This is a genomic window from Fictibacillus nanhaiensis (genome assembly GCF_023715445.1).
GTDB classification, from domain to species: domain Bacteria; phylum Bacillota; class Bacilli; order Bacillales; family Fictibacillaceae; genus Fictibacillus; species Fictibacillus nanhaiensis_D.
In genome coordinates this window covers 89,407-107,099 of record NZ_JAMBOD010000006.1, presented here as the reverse complement: position 1 = coordinate 107,099, position 17,693 = coordinate 89,407, and the positions used below count along the sequence as shown (strand labels likewise).

Sequence of the window (17,693 nt, the reverse complement as noted above, 5' to 3'; positions counted from 1 at the left end):
ATATGTAAACTAAAGTATACTTTACATTATAACAAAAATATTTTTTAACTAAACGTATTCTTTTATTAGATAGGGTTTATATTTAATTCCCTTCAGCCTTTTAGCGTTAAAAATTATTCAATTGAATGGTGGGATAAGACATGAATGTCATTGACTTGCACTGTGATGCATTATTGAAACTTTGGGAAATGAAAGGAAAACTGAGCTATGCAGATGCTCCTGAGCTTTCAACAAATAAAGAACGTCTTCAAAAAGGGAAGGTTAAGGTTCAGTTTTTTGCGATTTTCACAGAGCCGTTCATTCCCTCTGATCAAAAATTCCAGGCAGCATTAGACCAAATCGATCACTTTTACCGTGAAGTACTTGGTAAAAATCCTGAGATGAAGCAAATAAAAGACTGGTCTGAACTAGACACATTAAAAGATGGAGAAATTGGCGCCGTACTGACGCTCGAAGGTGTTGAAGCAATCGGCGATGATCTTACAAAGCTCAACATTCTTTACCAGCTGGGTGTTCGGCTGATTGGGCTTACATGGAATCATGCAAACTTAGCTGCAGATGGCGCACAAGAACCGCGCGGAGCAGGATTAACTCTCTTTGGAAAGCAAATCGTCCACTTTAATAACAAGCATAAAATCCTGACTGACGTTTCTCATTTATGTGACCGGGCATTTTGGGATGTGATGGAATTGGCGAAATATCCTTTAGCCAGTCATTCTAATTCTCGTACGTTATGTGAACATCCTCGTAACTTAACAGATGATATGGCAAAAGAAATGTTTCAAAAAGGCGGAGTTGTTCACGTTGTTTACAATCCACCTTTTACAAAGAGTGAAGGTCCTTTAAGCATTGCTGATCTGATTAAACATATTGATCATTTCTGTGGACTGGGCGGGGTGAAACAGATTGGTCTTGGCTCTGATTTTGACGGGATTGCTTCTCATATAACAAATTTAGAGGATGCATCCAAAACTCAGAATTTAATTAATGAGTTGTTAAAACATTATTCAGAAGAGGAAGTAAGAGGGTTTGCTTATCAAAACTTCTTAAACTATCTGCCAAAATAAACGCCAGGGGTGTAGTCAATGAAGGTTCGAGACAGAGGAGTTATTATTGGAACTCTCTCTCCGGGAATAAACAATTGTATAACCGATGTAAAAGGTGTAAAGGTCGGACATGTTACACTGGATTATCCTATTGATGATACAGAGTATGCATGCACAGGTGTAACGGCAATCTTGCCGCACGAAGGCAACATGTTTCAAGAAAAGGTTACAGCAGCAAGCTATGTAATCAATGGTTTTGGCAAAACAACCGGTCTTGTTCAGCTGAATGAACTGGGTGTGTTAGAGTCTCCGATTATGCTGACCAACACTTTTGGTGTGCCGGCCGTTACTCAAGGAACATTGGAATATATGCTAGAACAAAACCCTGAAATTGGTGACGCGACGGGGACGGTTAACGTCGTTGTGGGAGAGTGTAATGACAGCTTTCTGAATTCGATTCGCCATTTTCCTGTAAAACCAGAGCATGCGATCGAGGCTATTATGAAGGCAACGGACAAAACTGCTGATGAAGGCGCGGTTGGCGCTGGGAAAGGAATGGTCTGTTTTGGTTACAAAGGCGGTATTGGTTCATCGTCACGAATTATTTCTAAAAATTATACGGTAGGCTGTCTCGTACTCAGTAATTTTGGTAAGAGGGAAGAATTTAAATGCTCATATTTAATGGATGAAGAAACAGAGGGGTTAACCGAGACGAGTGATGGATCTATTATGATTGTACTCGCGACAGATGCACCATTAAGCGACAGGCAGCTGTTAAGAGTGGCAAAGCGTTGCGGAATTGGTCTAGGAAGAACAGGTAGCCATTTCAGCAACGGAAGCGGGGATATCGTAATTGCGTTTTCTACGGCACAAAAGACCCCTCATTTTACAAAAGAGGAAACAGAAATACGTACTCAGTTGAGGGAAGATCAGCCTATTATGAACGAACTTTTCACGGCTGCTGCAGAAGCAACGGAAGAAGCGATATTAAATTCGTTATCTCAAGCCGAAAAAACGATCGGGAGAAATGGTCATACCGTTGAGGCGTTTCCTTTTAAATAAGTGTTTGTCACCATTGTGGCAAATGCTTTTTCTTTTTCTTCTTTTATCAACTATGCAAGCATAGCTTTTATGGAATAGAAGGTGAAAGGAGCTTTGCATATGTACTACGGTCAGCCAGGGCTTCAGAATATGGGCAGCAGTCAGTCGTATAGCCGAGCAAAACTGAATCGATTAACGGTTACTGGCGAGGGTACTGTTTCAGCTGTACCTGATCAAGCTATGATTATACTTGGGGTAATCACTGAAAATATGAATCTAAGTACTGCGCAAAAAGAGAACGCTGCTAAGACGTCTGCTGTTATTAATGCAATGCTGTCGTTGGGGATTTCTCAGCAGGATATTCAAACTTTTTCCTATCGGATAGAACCTCAATATAACTATGAAAACGGACAGCAGATATTCCGCGGATACCGAGTAGAGCACCAGCTTCAAGTAACGGTAAAAGATCTTAGCAAAACAGGGCAGGTGATTGATCAAGCGGTAGCCAGCGGTGCCAACTCTGTTTCAACTATTCAGTTTACGGTTTCTAACCCGGATGCTTTTTATAACCAAGCGTTAACGCTAGCTATTCGAAATGCGCAGCAAAAGGCAGTGGCTATGGCAAGAGCACTGCAAGTTACGCTTCAAACTGTTCCCATTGTTGTTCAAGAAATATCACAGCCATTTCCTCCAAGACCTGTTCCCTTTCAGGCAGCAACACTAGCTCAAGACGCGGGAACTCCGATTCAGCCAGGTGAAAATAAGATGAAGGCGACCGTGAAAATAGAATATACGTACAGCTAGGCAAGATATAAATTGACAATGTAGATTAAAACGTTCTATATTTAACCAAATGGTTAAATATAATGATGAAAATTTGAATGATGTTTTTTCCGTTTTGTCAGATCCAACAAGAAGGAGTATTATCGAGCAGCTTTCAAAAGGAGAAAGGAGTGTTCAAGAGTTAGCAGAGCCTTTTGATATGTCGCTGCCGGCGATCTCAAAGCATTTAAAAGTTTTAGAGAACGCGGGTCTTGTAACGCAGCGCAAAGAGGGGCGTTACCGGTACTACTCTATAAAACCGAACTCAATGGATGGAGCATGTGAATGGATGGATGCTCTAAAACAGCTATGGTCAAGATTTGAAGATATGTTATCCTGCAGCAAAAACAAAAAGCAGTGATTAATGTTTGGAGTGTGAAAAATGGAGTCTCAGCAAGAGATTATTAAAGTGCAGGGCTTGGTGAAACGATATGGGGATTTCACTGCGGTGGATGGCAGTGAATTCTCGGTACATAAAGGTGAAGTATTTGGTTTATTGGGTCCGAATGGTGCCGGTAAAACGACGACACTTGAAATGCTGGTCGGGCTTCGTAAACCCGATGAAGGAACAGCGATTGTCGGCGGATTTGATATCACGCAAGAGCTGGATAAAGTGAAGGAAGTCATCGGCGTACAGCTTCAATCTACAACATTATTTGAATTGCTGACAGTGGAAGAAATCCTTTATCTATACGGCAGTTTTTATCGTGAGCACATTTCGGTTCCTGAATTGATTGATGACATGTTATTAACGGAGAAAAAGAACAGCCGGATTAAGGGATTATCTGGTGGCCAGAAACAGCGCCTTGCTATTGCGCTGGCACTTGTTCATGATCCGCAGATTATCTTTTTAGATGAGCCGACAACAGGTTTAGATCCACAAGCACGCCGAACGCTGTGGGATATTATTTTACGATTAAAAGACAGAGGAAAAACCGTGGTATTGACGACTCATTACATGGATGAAGCACATGTACTGTGTGACCGGATCGCGATTATGGATCAAGGAAAGCTCATAGCTTTAGATACGCCGGGAGAGCTTGTGAAAAACCTGCAGTCTGACAGTGCGGTTGAGTTCCGTTTTGATGATGAAGCTGATGTGGTGCTGTCAGAGATTGATGCTGTAAAACAGATCGGAAGTCAAAAGGATGTACATATCCTGTATACGGATGACTTGCAAAAGACGCTTACGAGCTTAATAGCCTTAGCGTCTGAAAAAGAGCTGAAGCTGGTGGATTTACAAACGAGAACGGCAACCCTTGAAGATGTGTTTATTCATATGACAGGAAGAAGGTTAAGAGAAGGATGAGAGCATACTATCAACTCACTTTAGCCCAGCTCCGGATTTTCCTTCGAAACCGGCAAGTATTGTTCTGGACGCTTGCATTTCCGATTTTCTTGATGATTATGCTAGGGGCATTTTTAGGAAACGGCAATGGGATTTCATTAACGGTAGCCTTAGTTGATCAAGAGAAGAGTGAAAAGTCGAAGGTTCTTTTCGAAGAATTGAAGAAAAACGAAGCAATCTCGCTTGAAAAAAGCTCTAATGAAAAAGAAGAGCTCGAGAAGCTGAAAAAAGGAGATCTGCAGCTAGTCGTTATCATTCCTGATGGCTACGCTGAGAGTGTGACAGCTGGCGATAGTAACGAGCCATTTAAACTCCCAGTCTATTATAACGAAACTAATTTTGCTATATCACAGGTTGGTTTGCAGCTTGTAAATAATGCGGTGGATACGATCAGTAAAAAACAAGTAGACTACAAGCCGGTTGTTGTAACAGATTCTAAAGGCGTAGAAGCTTTGAACCTGCGTTACATCGATTTCCTTGTGCCAGGAATCGTTGCGATGATGATTATGAGCAACAACATGAACGGTGTTGCGGGTCAGATTTCCTCTTGGCGTGAACGCGGAATTCTGCGGAGGATGCAAGGGACTACATTGAAGGCATCGACGTTTATAGCAGCGCAGATTACAGCCCGCTTCATGCTCAATGGTTTGCAGGCGATGATTGTACTTGGTGTAGCGTGGCTTGCGTTCGGTATTGAAGTCCGTGGTTCATGGCTGACAGTAATCGCATTTGTAACACTCGGAACGTTAGCATTTATGGCGATCGGTTTTATTATTGCAGGGATAGCGAAAACACCAGAGAGTGCAGGTCCGATTGCAGGATTTTTGTCCTTTCCGATGCTGTTCTTAGGAGGTGTATTCTTCCCGATAAAAGACATGCCTGAATTCTTGCAGCCGATCGTACAGATTCTGCCGATTGCCCATCTGAGTCATGCACTGCGAGAAACGATGAACGTTGGAGCTTCGTTCATGGACCTCGGCATGGAAGCAATTATTCTCGGCTGCTGGCTCGTTGGAGCGTTTATTGCCGCAAGCTTTACGTTTAAGTGGGAGTAAGTTCAAAAGAGAAAGAGGAGACAGAATGAATACACAAAACTATAAAAATCATGCACGCATGCACCCGATCTATCATTATGTATTGAGTTTGCTCGTAATCGGGGGATTGATTGCAAGCATCGTTTATCTTTTTAAAGCGGAGGATACTTTTTTAGGGGTACTTTTAATGGTGATGTCACTGAGCTTAGCGATTACTTTTGCCCTGCTCCGTTTATATCCGTTGAAAGCACAGGACCGTGCCATTCGTGCTGAAGAGAACCTGCGTTATTATGTGTTAACAGGAAAGCTTCTTGATGCGAAGCTGACACCAGGACAGATTGTGGCATTGCGTTTCGCGCCAGATAACGAGTTTCCGGGATTAACAGAAAGAGCTGCTGCAGAAAACATGAAACCAAAAGAAATTAAACAAGCGATTAACAACTGGAAAGCGGATCATGACAGAATCTAAGGAAAAAAGGCAGATTATAATCCTTTTCATATGAAAAACGAGGCTCAAGAGGGCGATTGTTCCCTGTTGAGCCTTTTTATGGTGTTTCTAAATACGAAAATCTAACACCTTGAGCGAAAACCAGCACGGTAAGGGTGGTTCGACAAGCATCTTGAGCGAAAACCAGCATGTTAGGGGTGGTTCGACAAGGATTTTGAGTGTAACTCAGCTTTTCTGAGCGAACATGTAATAAATAAAAGAACACGTACCGTAAAACCATCATAAAAAAGAACTAACTCATATAATTTTGAGTTAGCCCCCATCTAAACGGTCTCCCGCTCGATCAATTTCACAGGAATTTCTTCATGTGAAACATTCTCTCCGTCCATCGCCTGATGAAATAGCTTTTTCCCGACCTCAACAAGTGGTATTTCCAGTGTTGTGATATGCATCACTTGTGAGATCGGCTGGTTATCGAATCCCATAATTGCTAAGTCTTCTGGGATAAAAATACCTTGTTCCTTGCAGCAGGTTAGAATTCCGGCAGCTACCTGGTCGCTTGTAACGAGCAGGGCAGTTGGGCGACTTTTCTGCTGTATTAGCTTTGCTACAACTTTTTCCCCGTCTTCAAAATTAAAACACCCTGAAAATATGAAATCAGAATTGTAGGATAGTGCGTTTTCCTCTAAAAAGTCTTTATAAGCAGCATCTCTTTGTTCACTGTTTGTTCCAGAGCGTCTTCCTATACAATACCCAATCCTTGTATGTCCCTTTTGATAAAGGTAATTTAATGCAGCAGTAAAACTTTTATAATGATCAACAAATGTAGAAGCTACGGTTTTCCCTCGCGCATCCTCACAAAGAATAATCGGCCCGTACTCGATATAATCCTCCATAACGCTCCACTCGCAAATCCTCGAACAGACGATAAGAGCATCGATTTGTTTGTCTTTTAACATCGTCAGAGCTTCTATTTCTTTGTCTTTTTCATAATTTGTCTGGATTAATACTAACTTGTAGTTGTTCTTTAAAGCAGCATTCGCTATACCTTCGATCAGCAATCCAAAGTATGGATGATTTGAAAAAGGAACAACAACTCCGATTAAATAGGTTTTTCCCTTGCTTAGATGCACCGCATTGATATTCCGCTGGTAGTTGCACTTTTTCATAGCAAGTCTCACTGCTTCGGCTTTTTCAGCACTTACATAAGGATAATTGTTTATCACTCGTGAGACAGTTGTTACCGATACTCCAGCCATTTTTGCGATATCTTTTATATTTGCCATTTACGGACCTTCTTTTGTGTAAAAGTTTTTCTTGCATTGAAACGCGTTTCATAAATTATGCTCGGCATATAAAGAAAAAGGAGGAATAAAACATGGTGATTTTAGCAGGTATCATGTGTTTAATTTTCTTGTGCGGTTCTATAGTAGTCTTGTCGTCTTTTCCGGTTAAATTGCATGAAAAAAGCGGTTTTGTAAGAAAAAAATCAGAAAAGAAAGATGCTTTCAGCTACCTGTTTGATGTTTATGGTTAATAACCTTTGAATTTATTGTAGTAACATATACAAACTTGTTCAACTCCATTGCCCTCAAACCTCCAATCAGTTAAACTGTAAAAATATTAAATGTTCGATTTTGGACAGAATGATGGTAAGTATGAAATTGGAGAGTATGCTTAATGGAGATGGAAAGACAAGAAACCTACGACATAATGGCGGTTTGTTTGCTGGCAGGTAAAATTATGCTGCAAAGCGGAGCGGAAACGTATCGAGTCGAGGATACGATGATGCGCATTGCAGCTTCTTTTGGTGCCCATCAGTCACATCCATATGTTACGCCGACAGGTATTCTGTTTTCGGTGGAAGGTGATGAACCTACTAAAACAAAGCTGATTCGTATTATTGAGCGTACAACGGACTTAGAAAAAGTAGCTAGTGTTAACGGAATCTCGCGTAAAATTAGCGCAGGCGAATATACGATCGAAGAAGCATATAAACAATTAAAGAAAATAAGTGAATCTGGCTCTCCCTATTCATTATGGATTCATGTCCTTGCAGCAGCTATCTCTTCTGGCTGTTTTTTAATCATGTTTCAAGGAAGCTGGGGTGATTTTTTTCCGGCATTGATTACAGGCGGATTAGGGTTTCTTTCATTGCTTTATTTTCATCAGCTTGTACCAATTAAGTTTTTCTCAGAGTTTTCGGCATCACTTTTAATTGGGTTGCAGGCTCTCTTTTTTGTAACTACAGGGATCGGCGAAGAGCTGGATAAAATCATAATAGGTTCAGTCATGCCGCTCGTTCCGGGACTTCTGATAACGAATGCTGTACGTGACCTAATGGCGGGGCACCTTATTTCCGGCCTTGCCAAAGGGGCAGATGCCTTTCTAACCGCATTTGCGATTGGAGCAGGGATTGCCGTTACATTTTCATTTTTTTAGAAAGGAGCGTTCACGATGACGATTTTTGAACAGCTTATAACAAGTTTTATCGCGTCGGCGGCTTTTGTTATTATTTTTAACGGGCCGAAACGCTCATTATTTCATTGCGGACTCGTTGGAATGATCGGCTGGATTCTTTACTTTCTACTAGAGGCTAATGGCGTTGATATGGTGCTAGCGACTGTTATTGCTTCATTTTCGATTGCCATCGCTTCACAATATTTTGCAAAAAAATATAAAACACCTGTCATTATATACAGTGTGGCAGGGATCATTCCGCTCGTTCCGGGGGGGATTGCATATAATGCTATGCGCAACTTTGTTCAGAATGACTACAATCTTGCCATTAACTTAGCGGCAAAAGCGTTTATGATCTCAGGATCCATTGCGATCGGGCTGGTATTTTCGGAAGTGATCAACCAGATCATTAGAAAATCAAAGTTAAAGACGATCGTGAACAAATCGCAGTAAGTTCGAATAGTAAAAAAGCCCCGAGTTCAGAATCAAAGCTTGAAAAGAGTAATAAAATTCTCAAATGAACGTTAATTAGGAATAAAACTTCGAAATATTGAATAAAACAAGATCGAAATCAAATAACGACAGAATACCAGCTGAAACTATCTGCTGGTTTTTTTATGCCCAAACCCATTACATTCTACTACGTAAATGTATGTATTTGGGATTAAGCTAGTAACTTATACGCTACGAAAGATACAAATGTCCATACTGGAAAGAATTTTATCTTGTAATCTCATTTCATATCAACTCATAATAGGAAGTAAGAAGTGGTGATTCTTGTCACAATTTGTAATCATATACGATTTCACTTATAATTACAAATAGAGTAAATTTTCAGTCAAATACAAGGGGGTAAAGTTATTGAACAGCTTTGAAACGTTTGTAGGAGATTTAGTTGGTATTCTTTGGAGTCAGCCGATGATTTATTTTTGTTTAGGCGTCGGGCTATTATTTTCTATCTTAACGAGATTTTTGCAAGTAAGGCACTTCAAAGAAATGATCAAACTGATGATGGAGGGTAAGAGCTCTAAAGCAGGAGTATCTTCATTCCAAGCTTTAGCTATCGCCCTGTCAGGTCGTGTAGGAACGGGTAATATTGCCGGTACAGCAACGGCTATCGGTTTTGGTGGGCCAGGTGCAGTATTTTGGATGTGGATGATTGCGTTTATCGGTGCATCCAGCGCTTTTGTTGAGTCAGCACTAGCTCAAGTGTATAAAGTCAAACAGGACGGCGAGTATCGAGGGGGTCCTGCGTATTATATTGAAAAAGGGATCGGCTGGAAGTGGTATGGAATTATTTTTGCCATATCAGCCTTGGCAGCAATGGCATTACTTATGCCTGGTATTCAGTCAAACTCGATTGCAGCCGGACTTGATAACGCATTTAATATTAGTCCTGTTGTTACGGGGATCTTCTTAGTAATTATATTAGCAGCTATTATTTTTGGTGGTGTAAAACGTATTGCGAATGTTGCCCAATATGTTGTGCCATTCATGGCGATTGGATACGTACTAGTTTCATTAATCATTGTAGCTTTCCATTTACCACAGATTCCTGAAGTATTTTCTCTTATCTTTAGAAGTGCTTTCTCATTTGATTCTGCTTTTGGCGGGATTGTAGGTTCAGCAATTATGTGGGGAGTTAAACGTGGTATTTATTCTAATGAAGCTGGACAAGGTACAGGACCTCACCCGGCTGCAGCTGCAGAAGTATCACATCCAGCTAAACAGGGTCTTGTACAGGCTTTCTCTGTCTACATCGATACGTGGCTTGTATGTTCAGCAACAGCATTCATGATCCTATTTACAGGTATGTACAATGTTCAAAATGAAGCAGATGGAACGTTTATTGTTGAAAACATTCCTAATGTTGAGGCAGGAACAGCATTTACTCAAGAAGCCATCGAACAAGTGCTTCCTGGTTTTGGTTCTGGTTTTGTCGCTGTGTCCCTATTTTTCTTTGCATTTACAACAATCATGGCTTATTACTATATCGCAGAGACGAATATTGCGTACCTTATGCGAGGCCGTAACAATAAAATTCCGATGTTCTTGCTTAAAATTGTATTGTTAGGAACAACGTATTATGGAGCTGTTAAAACAGCTGGCCTTGCTTGGGCACTAGGTGACCTTGGACTTGGTATCATGGTATGGCTGAACTTAATCGCGATCCTCATTTTAGCGAAGCCGGCTCTGCGTGTGCTGAAAGATTACGAGGAACAAAAGAAAGCCGGACTTGATCCAGTATTCGATTCCACTAAGCTAGGCATTAAGAATGCTGAGTATTGGGAAGGCGGATATAACGAATCACAAGGAAATACAGAAGAAAAAGTATCGTAAACATCTAGAACAGGCCGTTTTTTTCAGCGGTCTGTTTTTTTACACTTTAAAAAAGTATAAGTGCAACTGTTTGGCGTCAGCCAAGTTTTCTTTATGGGGTTTAAACTCGGAGTAATTCAGGAATTCTTATAAAAAGACAATAAACAGGAGTGGAGGCAGACCTTTGATTAATCTACTTAAAAAAGGAAACAAATCGTCCGGAATTGCTGCTTTAGGAAACACGGTACTTGCCATTGCTAAAGGTATTGCCGCCGCAGTAAGCGGTAGTGGTGCGATGTTTGCAACCACACTGCACTCAGCGGCAGATGCTTTGAATCAGGCATTTGTTTTTTTCGGAAGTGCGCTTTCTGAAAAAGAACCTACAAAAAGGTTTCCAGCAGGTTTTGGCCGTGTTGTAAATCTATTCGTATTGGTTGCTGTTGTAGTGGTTTCCATAATGGCTTATGAAACGATCTTAAAAGGATGGAAGTTGATTCAAGATCCGCATCCTTCAACGAATCTTCTGCTTAATATCGGAATTATGCTGTTAGCGATTTTAATCGACGGTTTTATTTTAATTAAAGCAATGAAAGAAATTGTACATGAAACGAGAAGTGAAGCTACTGGGTTAGGGATTGTAAAAGAGTCGTTCAAGAATGTAAGCTTGGCTGCTCCGCCGACACGACTTGTTTTTTATGAAGATTTGATTGCAACTTCAGGTGCTTTTTTAGCGCTTATATCTATTGTATTAGCTGATCTGACAGGTGCATATATCCTCGATGGAATCGGAACATTGCTGATAGGATTTCTGCTTGTCGTCGTAGCCATTAAGTTAGGCTATGAAAATACCCAAGGATTGATTGGTGTTGCGGCACCAAAAGTAGTTGAAGATAGAGTTGCGGAGACTATTCTTGCGGATAAAGATGTTGTAGACATCAAGGAGTTAAGAATTCTGCAGGAAGGCAGAAGGTATCATGTTGAAAGCTATATAGAACTTAAAGAAGGATTTACACTGGCAGATGCAGATGATATCAAATTTCGAGTCAGAGATTCTCTTCTGGAAGATTCCAATATTGGAGACGTGACGATGGGAATCCTGGAAACAGATCATGTCAAAACTTGGCCAAAAGAAGCAATAATAGAAGTGAACGGACATGAAGATGAAACAGAGAAAACCCGCTAAGCCAGATAGCGGGTTTTTCTTTCGTACTTTCTAAAAGTATAACTTGATAACTTTATGAGAATCGACTGAGAAAGATGTTTAGGGAAAAGTATAAGTTCAACTAAGGCTGACAAAAAGGCTTAACGTCATCCAAGTGTTCTATATAAAAAAATAGAATAAGAAGTCGAAATAGTTAAATTTTTTCAAGAAAAAGGATAGAATAAAAGTAGATTGTTAAGTTTGTTAAACATCTGGGAAGTCCGGGGGATGGCATATGTGGAAAGTATTTTCTTATCTAAAAACGTACCGAGTGGCTATTGCGGCTGCCCTTTTTCTAACGCTTGCTGAACTAGCGGTAGAACTGCTGCAGCCTTTAATTATGGCTAAAATCATTGATGAAGGTATTTTAAAAGGCGATCTGGATGTGGTGAAACATTGGGGAACGGTAATGTTCGGGCTTGCTTTGGCTGCTTTTGCAGCAGGGATCGCCAATTCCTTTTTCTCTGCTCATGTGAGTCAAAGCTACGGTTTCGATATAAGGAGCCGTGTTTTTGAAAAAGTTCAGTCCTTTTCGTTCGTTAATTTTAATAAATTTCCTGCTTCGTCACTAATCACAAGAATGACTCATGATGTTACTCAGCTTCAAAATACGGTATTCATGAGTTTGCGGATCATGTTAAGAGCGCCTTTGCTGTTAGCGGGCGGAGTCATCATGTCACTCTTTGTGAATTGGAAGCTTGCCATGGTGCTTGTGGTTGCATTGCCGTTTCTTCTTTTCTTTTTGAGATGGGTGCTTCAAACGGCAGGATCTATGTTTCGTGATGTTCAAGACAAACTGGATGGTGTGAACCGTGTAATGCGGGAGAATCTGATGGGGATGCGCTTGATTAAAGCCTTCTTACGGAGAGATCATGAATCGGCTCGCTTTGAAGAGGCGAGTGATGATCTAAAGACCCAAACAGTATCCTCACTCCGCATAATCGAAGTTTCCATTCCTGTTCTGCTATTCGTTATGAATGTCGGAATTCTTTTCATACTATGGTTCGGCAGCAGACAAGTTAACCTTGGTGCTATTGAAGTAGGAGAAGTGGTTGCGATAGTGAACTATTCTTTTCGCATATCGTCAGTACTAACAATTATCTCTTTTATTATTATGGCGTTCTCTCGAGCAAAAGCATCAGCTCAGCGTATAGGAGAAGTCCTGGATACTGAAATTGATCTTGTAGAATCGGAAGACACTGATCATTCGTTATCCGTGCAAAAAGGAAACATTGAATATAAAAATGTTTCTTTTCGTTATCCAGACAGCGAAGCACTTGTGCTGCAGAACGTATCTTTTTCCGTGAAATCAGGAGAAACGCTAGCTATTCTAGGTTCTACAGGTTCTGGGAAAACATCGTTGTTTCAGCTGACTCCGCGGTTGTATGATGTGACTGACGGAGAAGTGCTCATCGATGGCAAGAATGTGAAGTCTTATCCGATTGAGACACTTCGGAAAGCCATCGGAGTAGTTCCGCAGGAAGCCGTTCTTTTCACAGGCACAGTACATGAGAATATTGGATGGGGAAAAGAAGAAGCGACGGAAGAAGAAATCGTTCAGGCTGCAAAAGACGCGCAAATCCATGAGACTGTTATGAAACTGCCGAATCAATATGAAACAAGAGTCGGACAGCGTGGTGTAAACCTTTCTGGGGGACAAAAACAAAGACTGTCTATCGCTCGGGCTGTGGTAAGAAAACCGAAAATCTTGATGCTCGATGACAGTACGAGTGCACTGGATCTCAAGACCGAAGCTAAGCTGTTAACCGCTTTAAAGAAGTATTCCTGCACTACTTTTATCATTACACAAAAAATCAGTACAGCGATGGAAGCAGATCATATCTTGCTATTGGATGATGGACGTGTGGAGGCTAGGGGCACTCACACGGAATTGCTTGAAAACTCGCCGCTGTATGTGAAGATTGTACAATCTCAGTTTGGGGAGGAGGATTTTCAGCATGTCAAAGGGTTCAAACAGACCTCATCCACATAATCATCTGTTCGGAGAAAAAGTAAAGCCGAAAAATTGGTCCAGTACCGTTAAACGGATCGGAAGTTATTTTTCTGATCAAAAGTGGCTTTTAAGTTTAGTTCTGCTGATGGTTATCATCAGCTCAGCATTAAGTTTGCTTGGACCCTTTTTAATCGGAGTTGCCATCGACACGTATATCGTTGGAGAAAATGCAGAAGGGTTAACGAAACTATTGATCGGTCTGATCTTTGTTTTTATAGGGCAGTCTGTATCAATCTGGCTGCAAAACTATTGGATGATCGGTATTGCACAGCAGACGGTCTATAGAATGAGAAACGACCTGTTTAAACAGTTTCATAGATTGCCGATATCCTTTTTTGATAAAAGACAGCATGGCGAGCTGATGAGCCGTGTAACGAATGATATTGAGAACGTCAGCTCAACGCTGAACAGTTCGTTTATTCAAGTATTCTCAAGTATATTGACACTTGTTGGTACTGTTGGAGTCATGATCTATTTAAGTCCGATGCTTACCCTCATTTCACTTTCCATTATTCCGCTAATGTTCTTTGGTTTGAAATGGATTACAAAAAGAACAGGTGCCAGGTTTAAAGAACAGCAAAGAAACCTGGGGGAGATCAACGGCTATGTGGAAGAGATCACTTCCGGGCAGCGTATTGTTAAATCTTTTTCACAGGAAAAAAGAGTGATTGAAGAATTTATGATCAAAAACGAACGATTGAAGGAATCGGGCTATTGGGCACAGACTTTCTCCGGTTTTATTCCGAAGCTGATGAACGTGCTGAACAACGGAAGTTTTGCCTTAATAGCTGGTGTTGGCGGTGTGCTGGCACTGAACGGAAAAGTTTCTATCGGTGTAATCGTAATCTTTGTAGAGTATTCAAGGCAGTTTACGAGACCATTAAATGATCTGGCGAACCAATTTAATACACTTCTATCTGCAGTTGCCGGTGCAGAGAGGGTGTTTGAGATTCTTGATGAATCCAAAGAGGAGAGAGACGAGGAGGAAGCCATAGAGCTTTCTGCAGTTAAAGGAAAAGTGGAGTTCCGTGATGTTGCTTTTTCATATGAAGGTGATGATCAAACGGTTGCTGGTCTGAATTTTTCTGTAAAAGAAGGGGAAACAGTTGCTTTGGTAGGTCCGACCGGGGCCGGCAAAACGACGGTGGTTAATTTGCTGTCGCGATTTTATGATGCTGATAAAGGCCAGATATTACTTGATGGACATGATATTAAAAACGTGAAAAGAAACAGTCTCAGAAGTCATATGGCTTTTGTGCTGCAAGATTCCTTTTTGTTTGAAGGCTCGATTTTTGAAAATATTCGCTATGGCAGACTGGGTGCAACTGATGAGGAAGTAATAGAGGCTGCAAAACTTGCAAATGCCCACTCGTTCATTCAAAAACTTCCTAAAGGATATAACGCGATTTTAAATCATGAAGGGAGCGGGATAAGCCAAGGGCAAAAGCAGCTTCTATCCATTGCTCGGGCGATACTCGCAGATCCTTCACTTCTAATACTGGATGAAGCAACAAGCAGTATTGATACGATAACAGAAGTAAAGATACAGGAAGCTTTGCAGCGGTTAATGACAGGAAGAACCAGTTTTGTGATTGCACACCGATTAAATACCATTCAGCAGGCAGATCAGATTCTTGTACTTCATGATGGCGGCATCCTTGAAAAAGGGACTCATGAGGAGCTGTTAAACAATAAAGGATTTTATCATTCTCTGTATCATAGTCAGTTAAAACAAGAAGCTTAGCACTTTGAAATCACTACTTTCGTAGTACAAGAACAATTCTTTTGTCATAAATGAAGGGCGATTCTTGAAGGAATCGCCCTTTTTTTGTCGTATTCATAGTACACAAGCCATTTTGACTGGGGAGTAGAGAATGATTGTAGAAAAGCTGCTTTTACATGTATTGATTGTAATTGCACCAGTATTGAGCTACACCTTTTTGTTAGAAAACAAAAAGATAGGAAAATCCCCATACTTTTTAGGCATTTTATACGGTGCATCAGCCTCGCTATGTATGTACTTTGCTTATTTTGATTCGGGCTTATATTGGGATTTGCGTTATGTTCCATTAGTGCTGTCTATTTTTTACGGTGGACCTATCTCGGGAATCATTACGCTGGCTGCTATTCTAGTAACAAGAACGGCATTAGGCGGTGATACGCTGTATTTAGGCTACATAAGTGCATTCACAGCTTGTATCGTTCCGTTTGTTCTTTATAAATATTTTTGGAGATACCCTCCCCGTAAAAGAATCTATGTGTCCATCATTGCAGGTTTTTGGCCTGCTTTTGTCCAGTTATTAGTTCTTATGTCTTCTTATTTCATTGGTGAAAACGAATTACAGCTAGACCAAGAAATCATTTTATTCATAACTGTATTTGGTATACTTCAAATTTTAGCGGTGGTCTTTGCGTCTATTCTGAATGAAGCAGTGATAGAGCGAAACTTGATGAAGGATGAAATTCGCCGTTCTGAAAAGCAGCACACACTAGGGGAGCTTGCAGCATCAATCGCGCATGAAGTCCGGAATCCGCTGACGGTTGTTAAAGGTTTTCTTCAGCTGATGGCAGGTGAAGATGAACGTCATAAACATTATTATCCGCTAATATTAAGCGAATTAGAGAGAGCGGAGAACATTATTAGCGATTACTTAAATTTTGCAAAGCCCGAGTTTAAAAAGATCGAAACCTTTCCAATCGGTGTATTAGTTATGGAACTCAGTATCTTATTAAATCCATATGCTTTAAAAGATGGGATTTCTCTTACGCATTCGATCGAATCAGATGCAGAGATCACAACGGACAGAAATCAGCTTAAACAAGCGCTGATCAATATTTTAAAAAATGCCGTAGAAGCAACACCGAAAGAAGGAAGGGTTTCTATAAAACTTATTACGGATGGTGAACAGGTTAAAATTATTGTAAGAGATACAGGAAAGGGTATGACCAAAGAACAGCTATCCAGAATCGGCTCTCTGTTTTTTTCAACAAAAGAACAAGGTACAGGATTGGGAACAATGGTATCTATCCGTATCATTGAATCCATGGGAGGCAAGGTAGAATACACGAGCAAGACGGGAAAAGGGACAAAAGTAAGTGTTTCTCTCCCGCTGAAAAATTCGTTTGAAGAAGAGACGGTTTAACATTTGTGATAAAGGGGAAAATGCTGAAAAGAGGTGAAGCAGCATGGATAACTTTATGGCAGATATTTTTCGGTTTTTAGGCGGCTTCTTAAACGTAAGCTTATTATTAGTGATCATTATTGTAATACTAATCGTGCGTCAGACCAGAAAGAAAAAGCCGAAAAATCAAGAAGAAAACTATCTCGAACATAAAAATGATCATTCGACTGATAATCATAAGTAAGGAAAGCCTGCATATCGATTGCAGGCTTTTTTTGGTGTACTTTTATGTTATTTAAGGAAAAGGACCATCAATTCTTCATCATAGTAAGTTTCATTTACATTTAATGCTTTTTCTTCGATTCCATATGTTTTAAAGCCGAGTGAAGTGTATAGTTTTTTTGCTTTTTCATTGCTGGATACTACGGTCAGATTTATTTTAATGATTTCAGAGAACTCTTTAGCGTGGCTGATAGCTGCTGCTACGAGTGCCTTTCCCGCGCCAGACCTGCGGTGGTTTGGATTCACGTACATCGCAACAATGTGAGCACGGTGCTTCATCTTTGTGATTTTATCTTGCACTAAAGTGACCGCTCCAATTAGGGCATCACCCTGAAAAGCACCGAATGTGTAATCACCTTCGCCCTTCAGTCGGCTGGCAACTTGCTCGATCGGATTTTTCCGTTGCAGCGCTTCTTCGTAACTCGTAGCAAATGCTTCAGGATGATTTTTTAATGCCTCCAAACGCATTTCCCAGTACACTTTTGCGTCATCGGGTGTGAGTAACCGTACCTCCATACAACAACCCCCATTTATTGTTTTAATTGGTAGTTTAACA

General features: G+C 40.7%; 18 protein-coding genes. 16 read left to right on the top strand and 2 right to left on the bottom strand.

Annotated elements, in window-relative coordinates; all coding sequences use genetic code 11:
- Positions 1-140: 140 nt before the first annotated feature.
- From M3196_RS15890 to M3196_RS15860, 7 genes are all read left to right on the top strand, one after another.
- Complete coding sequence (locus M3196_RS15890) at positions 141-1,067, top strand: dipeptidase (RefSeq protein ID WP_251323299.1); 927 nt, start codon at positions 141-143, stop codon at positions 1,065-1,067.
- Between the two features lie 18 nt (positions 1,068-1,085).
- Positions 1,086-2,108: a P1 family peptidase gene (locus tag M3196_RS15885; RefSeq protein WP_251323298.1), complete on the top strand. Its 1,023-nt coding sequence runs from the start codon at positions 1,086-1,088 to the stop codon at positions 2,106-2,108.
- A 99-nt stretch (positions 2,109-2,207) separates the two neighbouring features.
- The gene (locus M3196_RS15880) at positions 2,208-2,891 is read left to right on the top strand and encodes an SIMPL domain-containing protein (protein WP_251323297.1); all 684 of its coding nucleotides are present in this window, start codon (positions 2,208-2,210) and stop codon (positions 2,889-2,891) included.
- Between the two features lie 73 nt (positions 2,892-2,964).
- Complete coding sequence (locus M3196_RS15875; protein ID WP_251323296.1) at positions 2,965-3,270, top strand: ArsR/SmtB family transcription factor; 306 nt, start codon at positions 2,965-2,967, stop codon at positions 3,268-3,270.
- A gap of 21 nt (positions 3,271-3,291) precedes the next feature.
- Complete coding sequence (locus M3196_RS15870; protein ID WP_251323295.1) at positions 3,292-4,218, top strand: ABC transporter ATP-binding protein; 927 nt, start codon at positions 3,292-3,294, stop codon at positions 4,216-4,218.
- Entirely contained in the window at positions 4,215-5,312 is a 1,098-nt protein-coding gene (locus M3196_RS15865) for an ABC transporter permease (RefSeq protein WP_251323294.1), read from the top strand. The genes M3196_RS15870 and M3196_RS15865 overlap by 4 nt, the downstream gene beginning before the upstream one ends.
- Positions 5,313-5,337: 25 nt before the next feature.
- Entirely contained in the window at positions 5,338-5,760 is a 423-nt protein-coding gene (locus tag M3196_RS15860; protein WP_251323293.1) for a DUF6526 family protein, read from the top strand.
- 302 nt (positions 5,761-6,062) lie between these two features.
- On the opposite strand, the gene M3196_RS15855 is transcribed toward M3196_RS15860, so the two are convergent.
- On the bottom strand, positions 6,063-7,025 hold the full coding sequence (locus tag M3196_RS15855; RefSeq protein WP_251323292.1) for a LacI family DNA-binding transcriptional regulator: 963 nt from the start codon (positions 7,023-7,025) through the stop codon (positions 6,063-6,065).
- A gap of 92 nt (positions 7,026-7,117) precedes the next feature.
- Between M3196_RS15855 and M3196_RS15850 the strand changes: the two genes are divergently transcribed.
- The 9 genes from M3196_RS15850 to M3196_RS15810 all read left to right on the top strand — a co-directional run bounded on the left by M3196_RS15850 (position 7,118) and on the right by M3196_RS15810 (position 17,099).
- On the top strand, positions 7,118-7,276 hold the full coding sequence (locus M3196_RS15850) for a hypothetical protein (protein ID WP_251323291.1): 159 nt from the start codon (positions 7,118-7,120) through the stop codon (positions 7,274-7,276).
- Between the two features lie 143 nt (positions 7,277-7,419).
- Entirely contained in the window at positions 7,420-8,181 is a 762-nt protein-coding gene (locus tag M3196_RS15845) for a threonine/serine exporter family protein (RefSeq protein WP_251323290.1), read from the top strand.
- A 15-nt stretch (positions 8,182-8,196) separates the two neighbouring features.
- Entirely contained in the window at positions 8,197-8,652 is a 456-nt protein-coding gene (locus M3196_RS15840; protein ID WP_251323289.1) for a threonine/serine exporter family protein, read from the top strand.
- 465 nt (positions 8,653-9,117) lie between these two features.
- A complete protein-coding gene (locus tag M3196_RS15835; protein WP_251323398.1) occupies positions 9,118-10,539 on the top strand; it encodes an alanine/glycine:cation symporter family protein in 1,422 nt (473 codons plus the stop codon).
- 163 nt (positions 10,540-10,702) lie between these two features.
- Entirely contained in the window at positions 10,703-11,701 is a 999-nt protein-coding gene (locus tag M3196_RS15830) for a cation diffusion facilitator family transporter (protein ID WP_251323288.1), read from the top strand.
- 253 nt (positions 11,702-11,954) lie between these two features.
- Positions 11,955-13,712, top strand: coding sequence for an ABC transporter ATP-binding protein (locus M3196_RS15825; protein ID WP_251323287.1), 1,758 nt, complete (start codon positions 11,955-11,957; stop codon positions 13,710-13,712).
- Entirely contained in the window at positions 13,678-15,477 is a 1,800-nt protein-coding gene (locus M3196_RS15820; protein ID WP_251323286.1) for an ABC transporter ATP-binding protein, read from the top strand. Before M3196_RS15825 ends, M3196_RS15820 begins: the two co-directional genes overlap by 35 nt.
- A 130-nt stretch (positions 15,478-15,607) precedes the next feature.
- Positions 15,608-16,876 (top strand): ATP-binding protein, encoded by a 1,269-nt coding sequence (locus tag M3196_RS15815; RefSeq protein WP_251323285.1) that lies wholly within the window; start codon positions 15,608-15,610, stop codon positions 16,874-16,876.
- Between the two features lie 43 nt (positions 16,877-16,919).
- Complete coding sequence (locus M3196_RS15810; RefSeq protein WP_251323284.1) at positions 16,920-17,099, top strand: hypothetical protein; 180 nt, start codon at positions 16,920-16,922, stop codon at positions 17,097-17,099.
- A gap of 47 nt (positions 17,100-17,146) precedes the next feature.
- Here M3196_RS15810 and M3196_RS15805 read toward each other — a convergent pair whose 3' ends face one another.
- On the bottom strand, positions 17,147-17,653 hold the full coding sequence (locus M3196_RS15805; protein WP_251323283.1) for a GNAT family N-acetyltransferase: 507 nt from the start codon (positions 17,651-17,653) through the stop codon (positions 17,147-17,149).
- Positions 17,654-17,693: the final 40 nt, after the last annotated feature.

Coding starts and splice junctions, on each gene's coding strand:
- M3196_RS15810 (WP_251323284.1), top strand. CDS start 16,920: ATGGATAACTTTATGGCAGATATTTTTCGGTTTTTAGGCGGCTTCTTA.
- M3196_RS15805 (WP_251323283.1), bottom strand. CDS start 17,653: ATGGAGGTACGGTTACTCACACCCGATGACGCAAAAGTGTACTGGGAA.
- M3196_RS15840 (WP_251323289.1), top strand. CDS start 8,197: ATGACGATTTTTGAACAGCTTATAACAAGTTTTATCGCGTCGGCGGCT.
- M3196_RS15880 (WP_251323297.1), top strand. CDS start 2,208: ATGTACTACGGTCAGCCAGGGCTTCAGAATATGGGCAGCAGTCAGTCG.
- M3196_RS15865 (WP_251323294.1), top strand. CDS start 4,215: ATGAGAGCATACTATCAACTCACTTTAGCCCAGCTCCGGATTTTCCTT.
- M3196_RS15855 (WP_251323292.1), bottom strand. CDS start 7,025: ATGGCAAATATAAAAGATATCGCAAAAATGGCTGGAGTATCGGTAACA.
- M3196_RS15825 (WP_251323287.1), top strand. CDS start 11,955: ATGTGGAAAGTATTTTCTTATCTAAAAACGTACCGAGTGGCTATTGCG.
- M3196_RS15860 (WP_251323293.1), top strand. CDS start 5,338: ATGAATACACAAAACTATAAAAATCATGCACGCATGCACCCGATCTAT.
- M3196_RS15890 (WP_251323299.1), top strand. CDS start 141: ATGAATGTCATTGACTTGCACTGTGATGCATTATTGAAACTTTGGGAA.
- M3196_RS15845 (WP_251323290.1), top strand. CDS start 7,420: ATGGAGATGGAAAGACAAGAAACCTACGACATAATGGCGGTTTGTTTG.
- M3196_RS15870 (WP_251323295.1), top strand. CDS start 3,292: ATGGAGTCTCAGCAAGAGATTATTAAAGTGCAGGGCTTGGTGAAACGA.
- M3196_RS15815 (WP_251323285.1), top strand. CDS start 15,608: ATGATTGTAGAAAAGCTGCTTTTACATGTATTGATTGTAATTGCACCA.
- M3196_RS15850 (WP_251323291.1), top strand. CDS start 7,118: ATGGTGATTTTAGCAGGTATCATGTGTTTAATTTTCTTGTGCGGTTCT.
- M3196_RS15820 (WP_251323286.1), top strand. CDS start 13,678: ATGTCAAAGGGTTCAAACAGACCTCATCCACATAATCATCTGTTCGGA.
- M3196_RS15885 (WP_251323298.1), top strand. CDS start 1,086: ATGAAGGTTCGAGACAGAGGAGTTATTATTGGAACTCTCTCTCCGGGA.
- M3196_RS15835 (WP_251323398.1), top strand. CDS start 9,118: ATGATTTATTTTTGTTTAGGCGTCGGGCTATTATTTTCTATCTTAACG.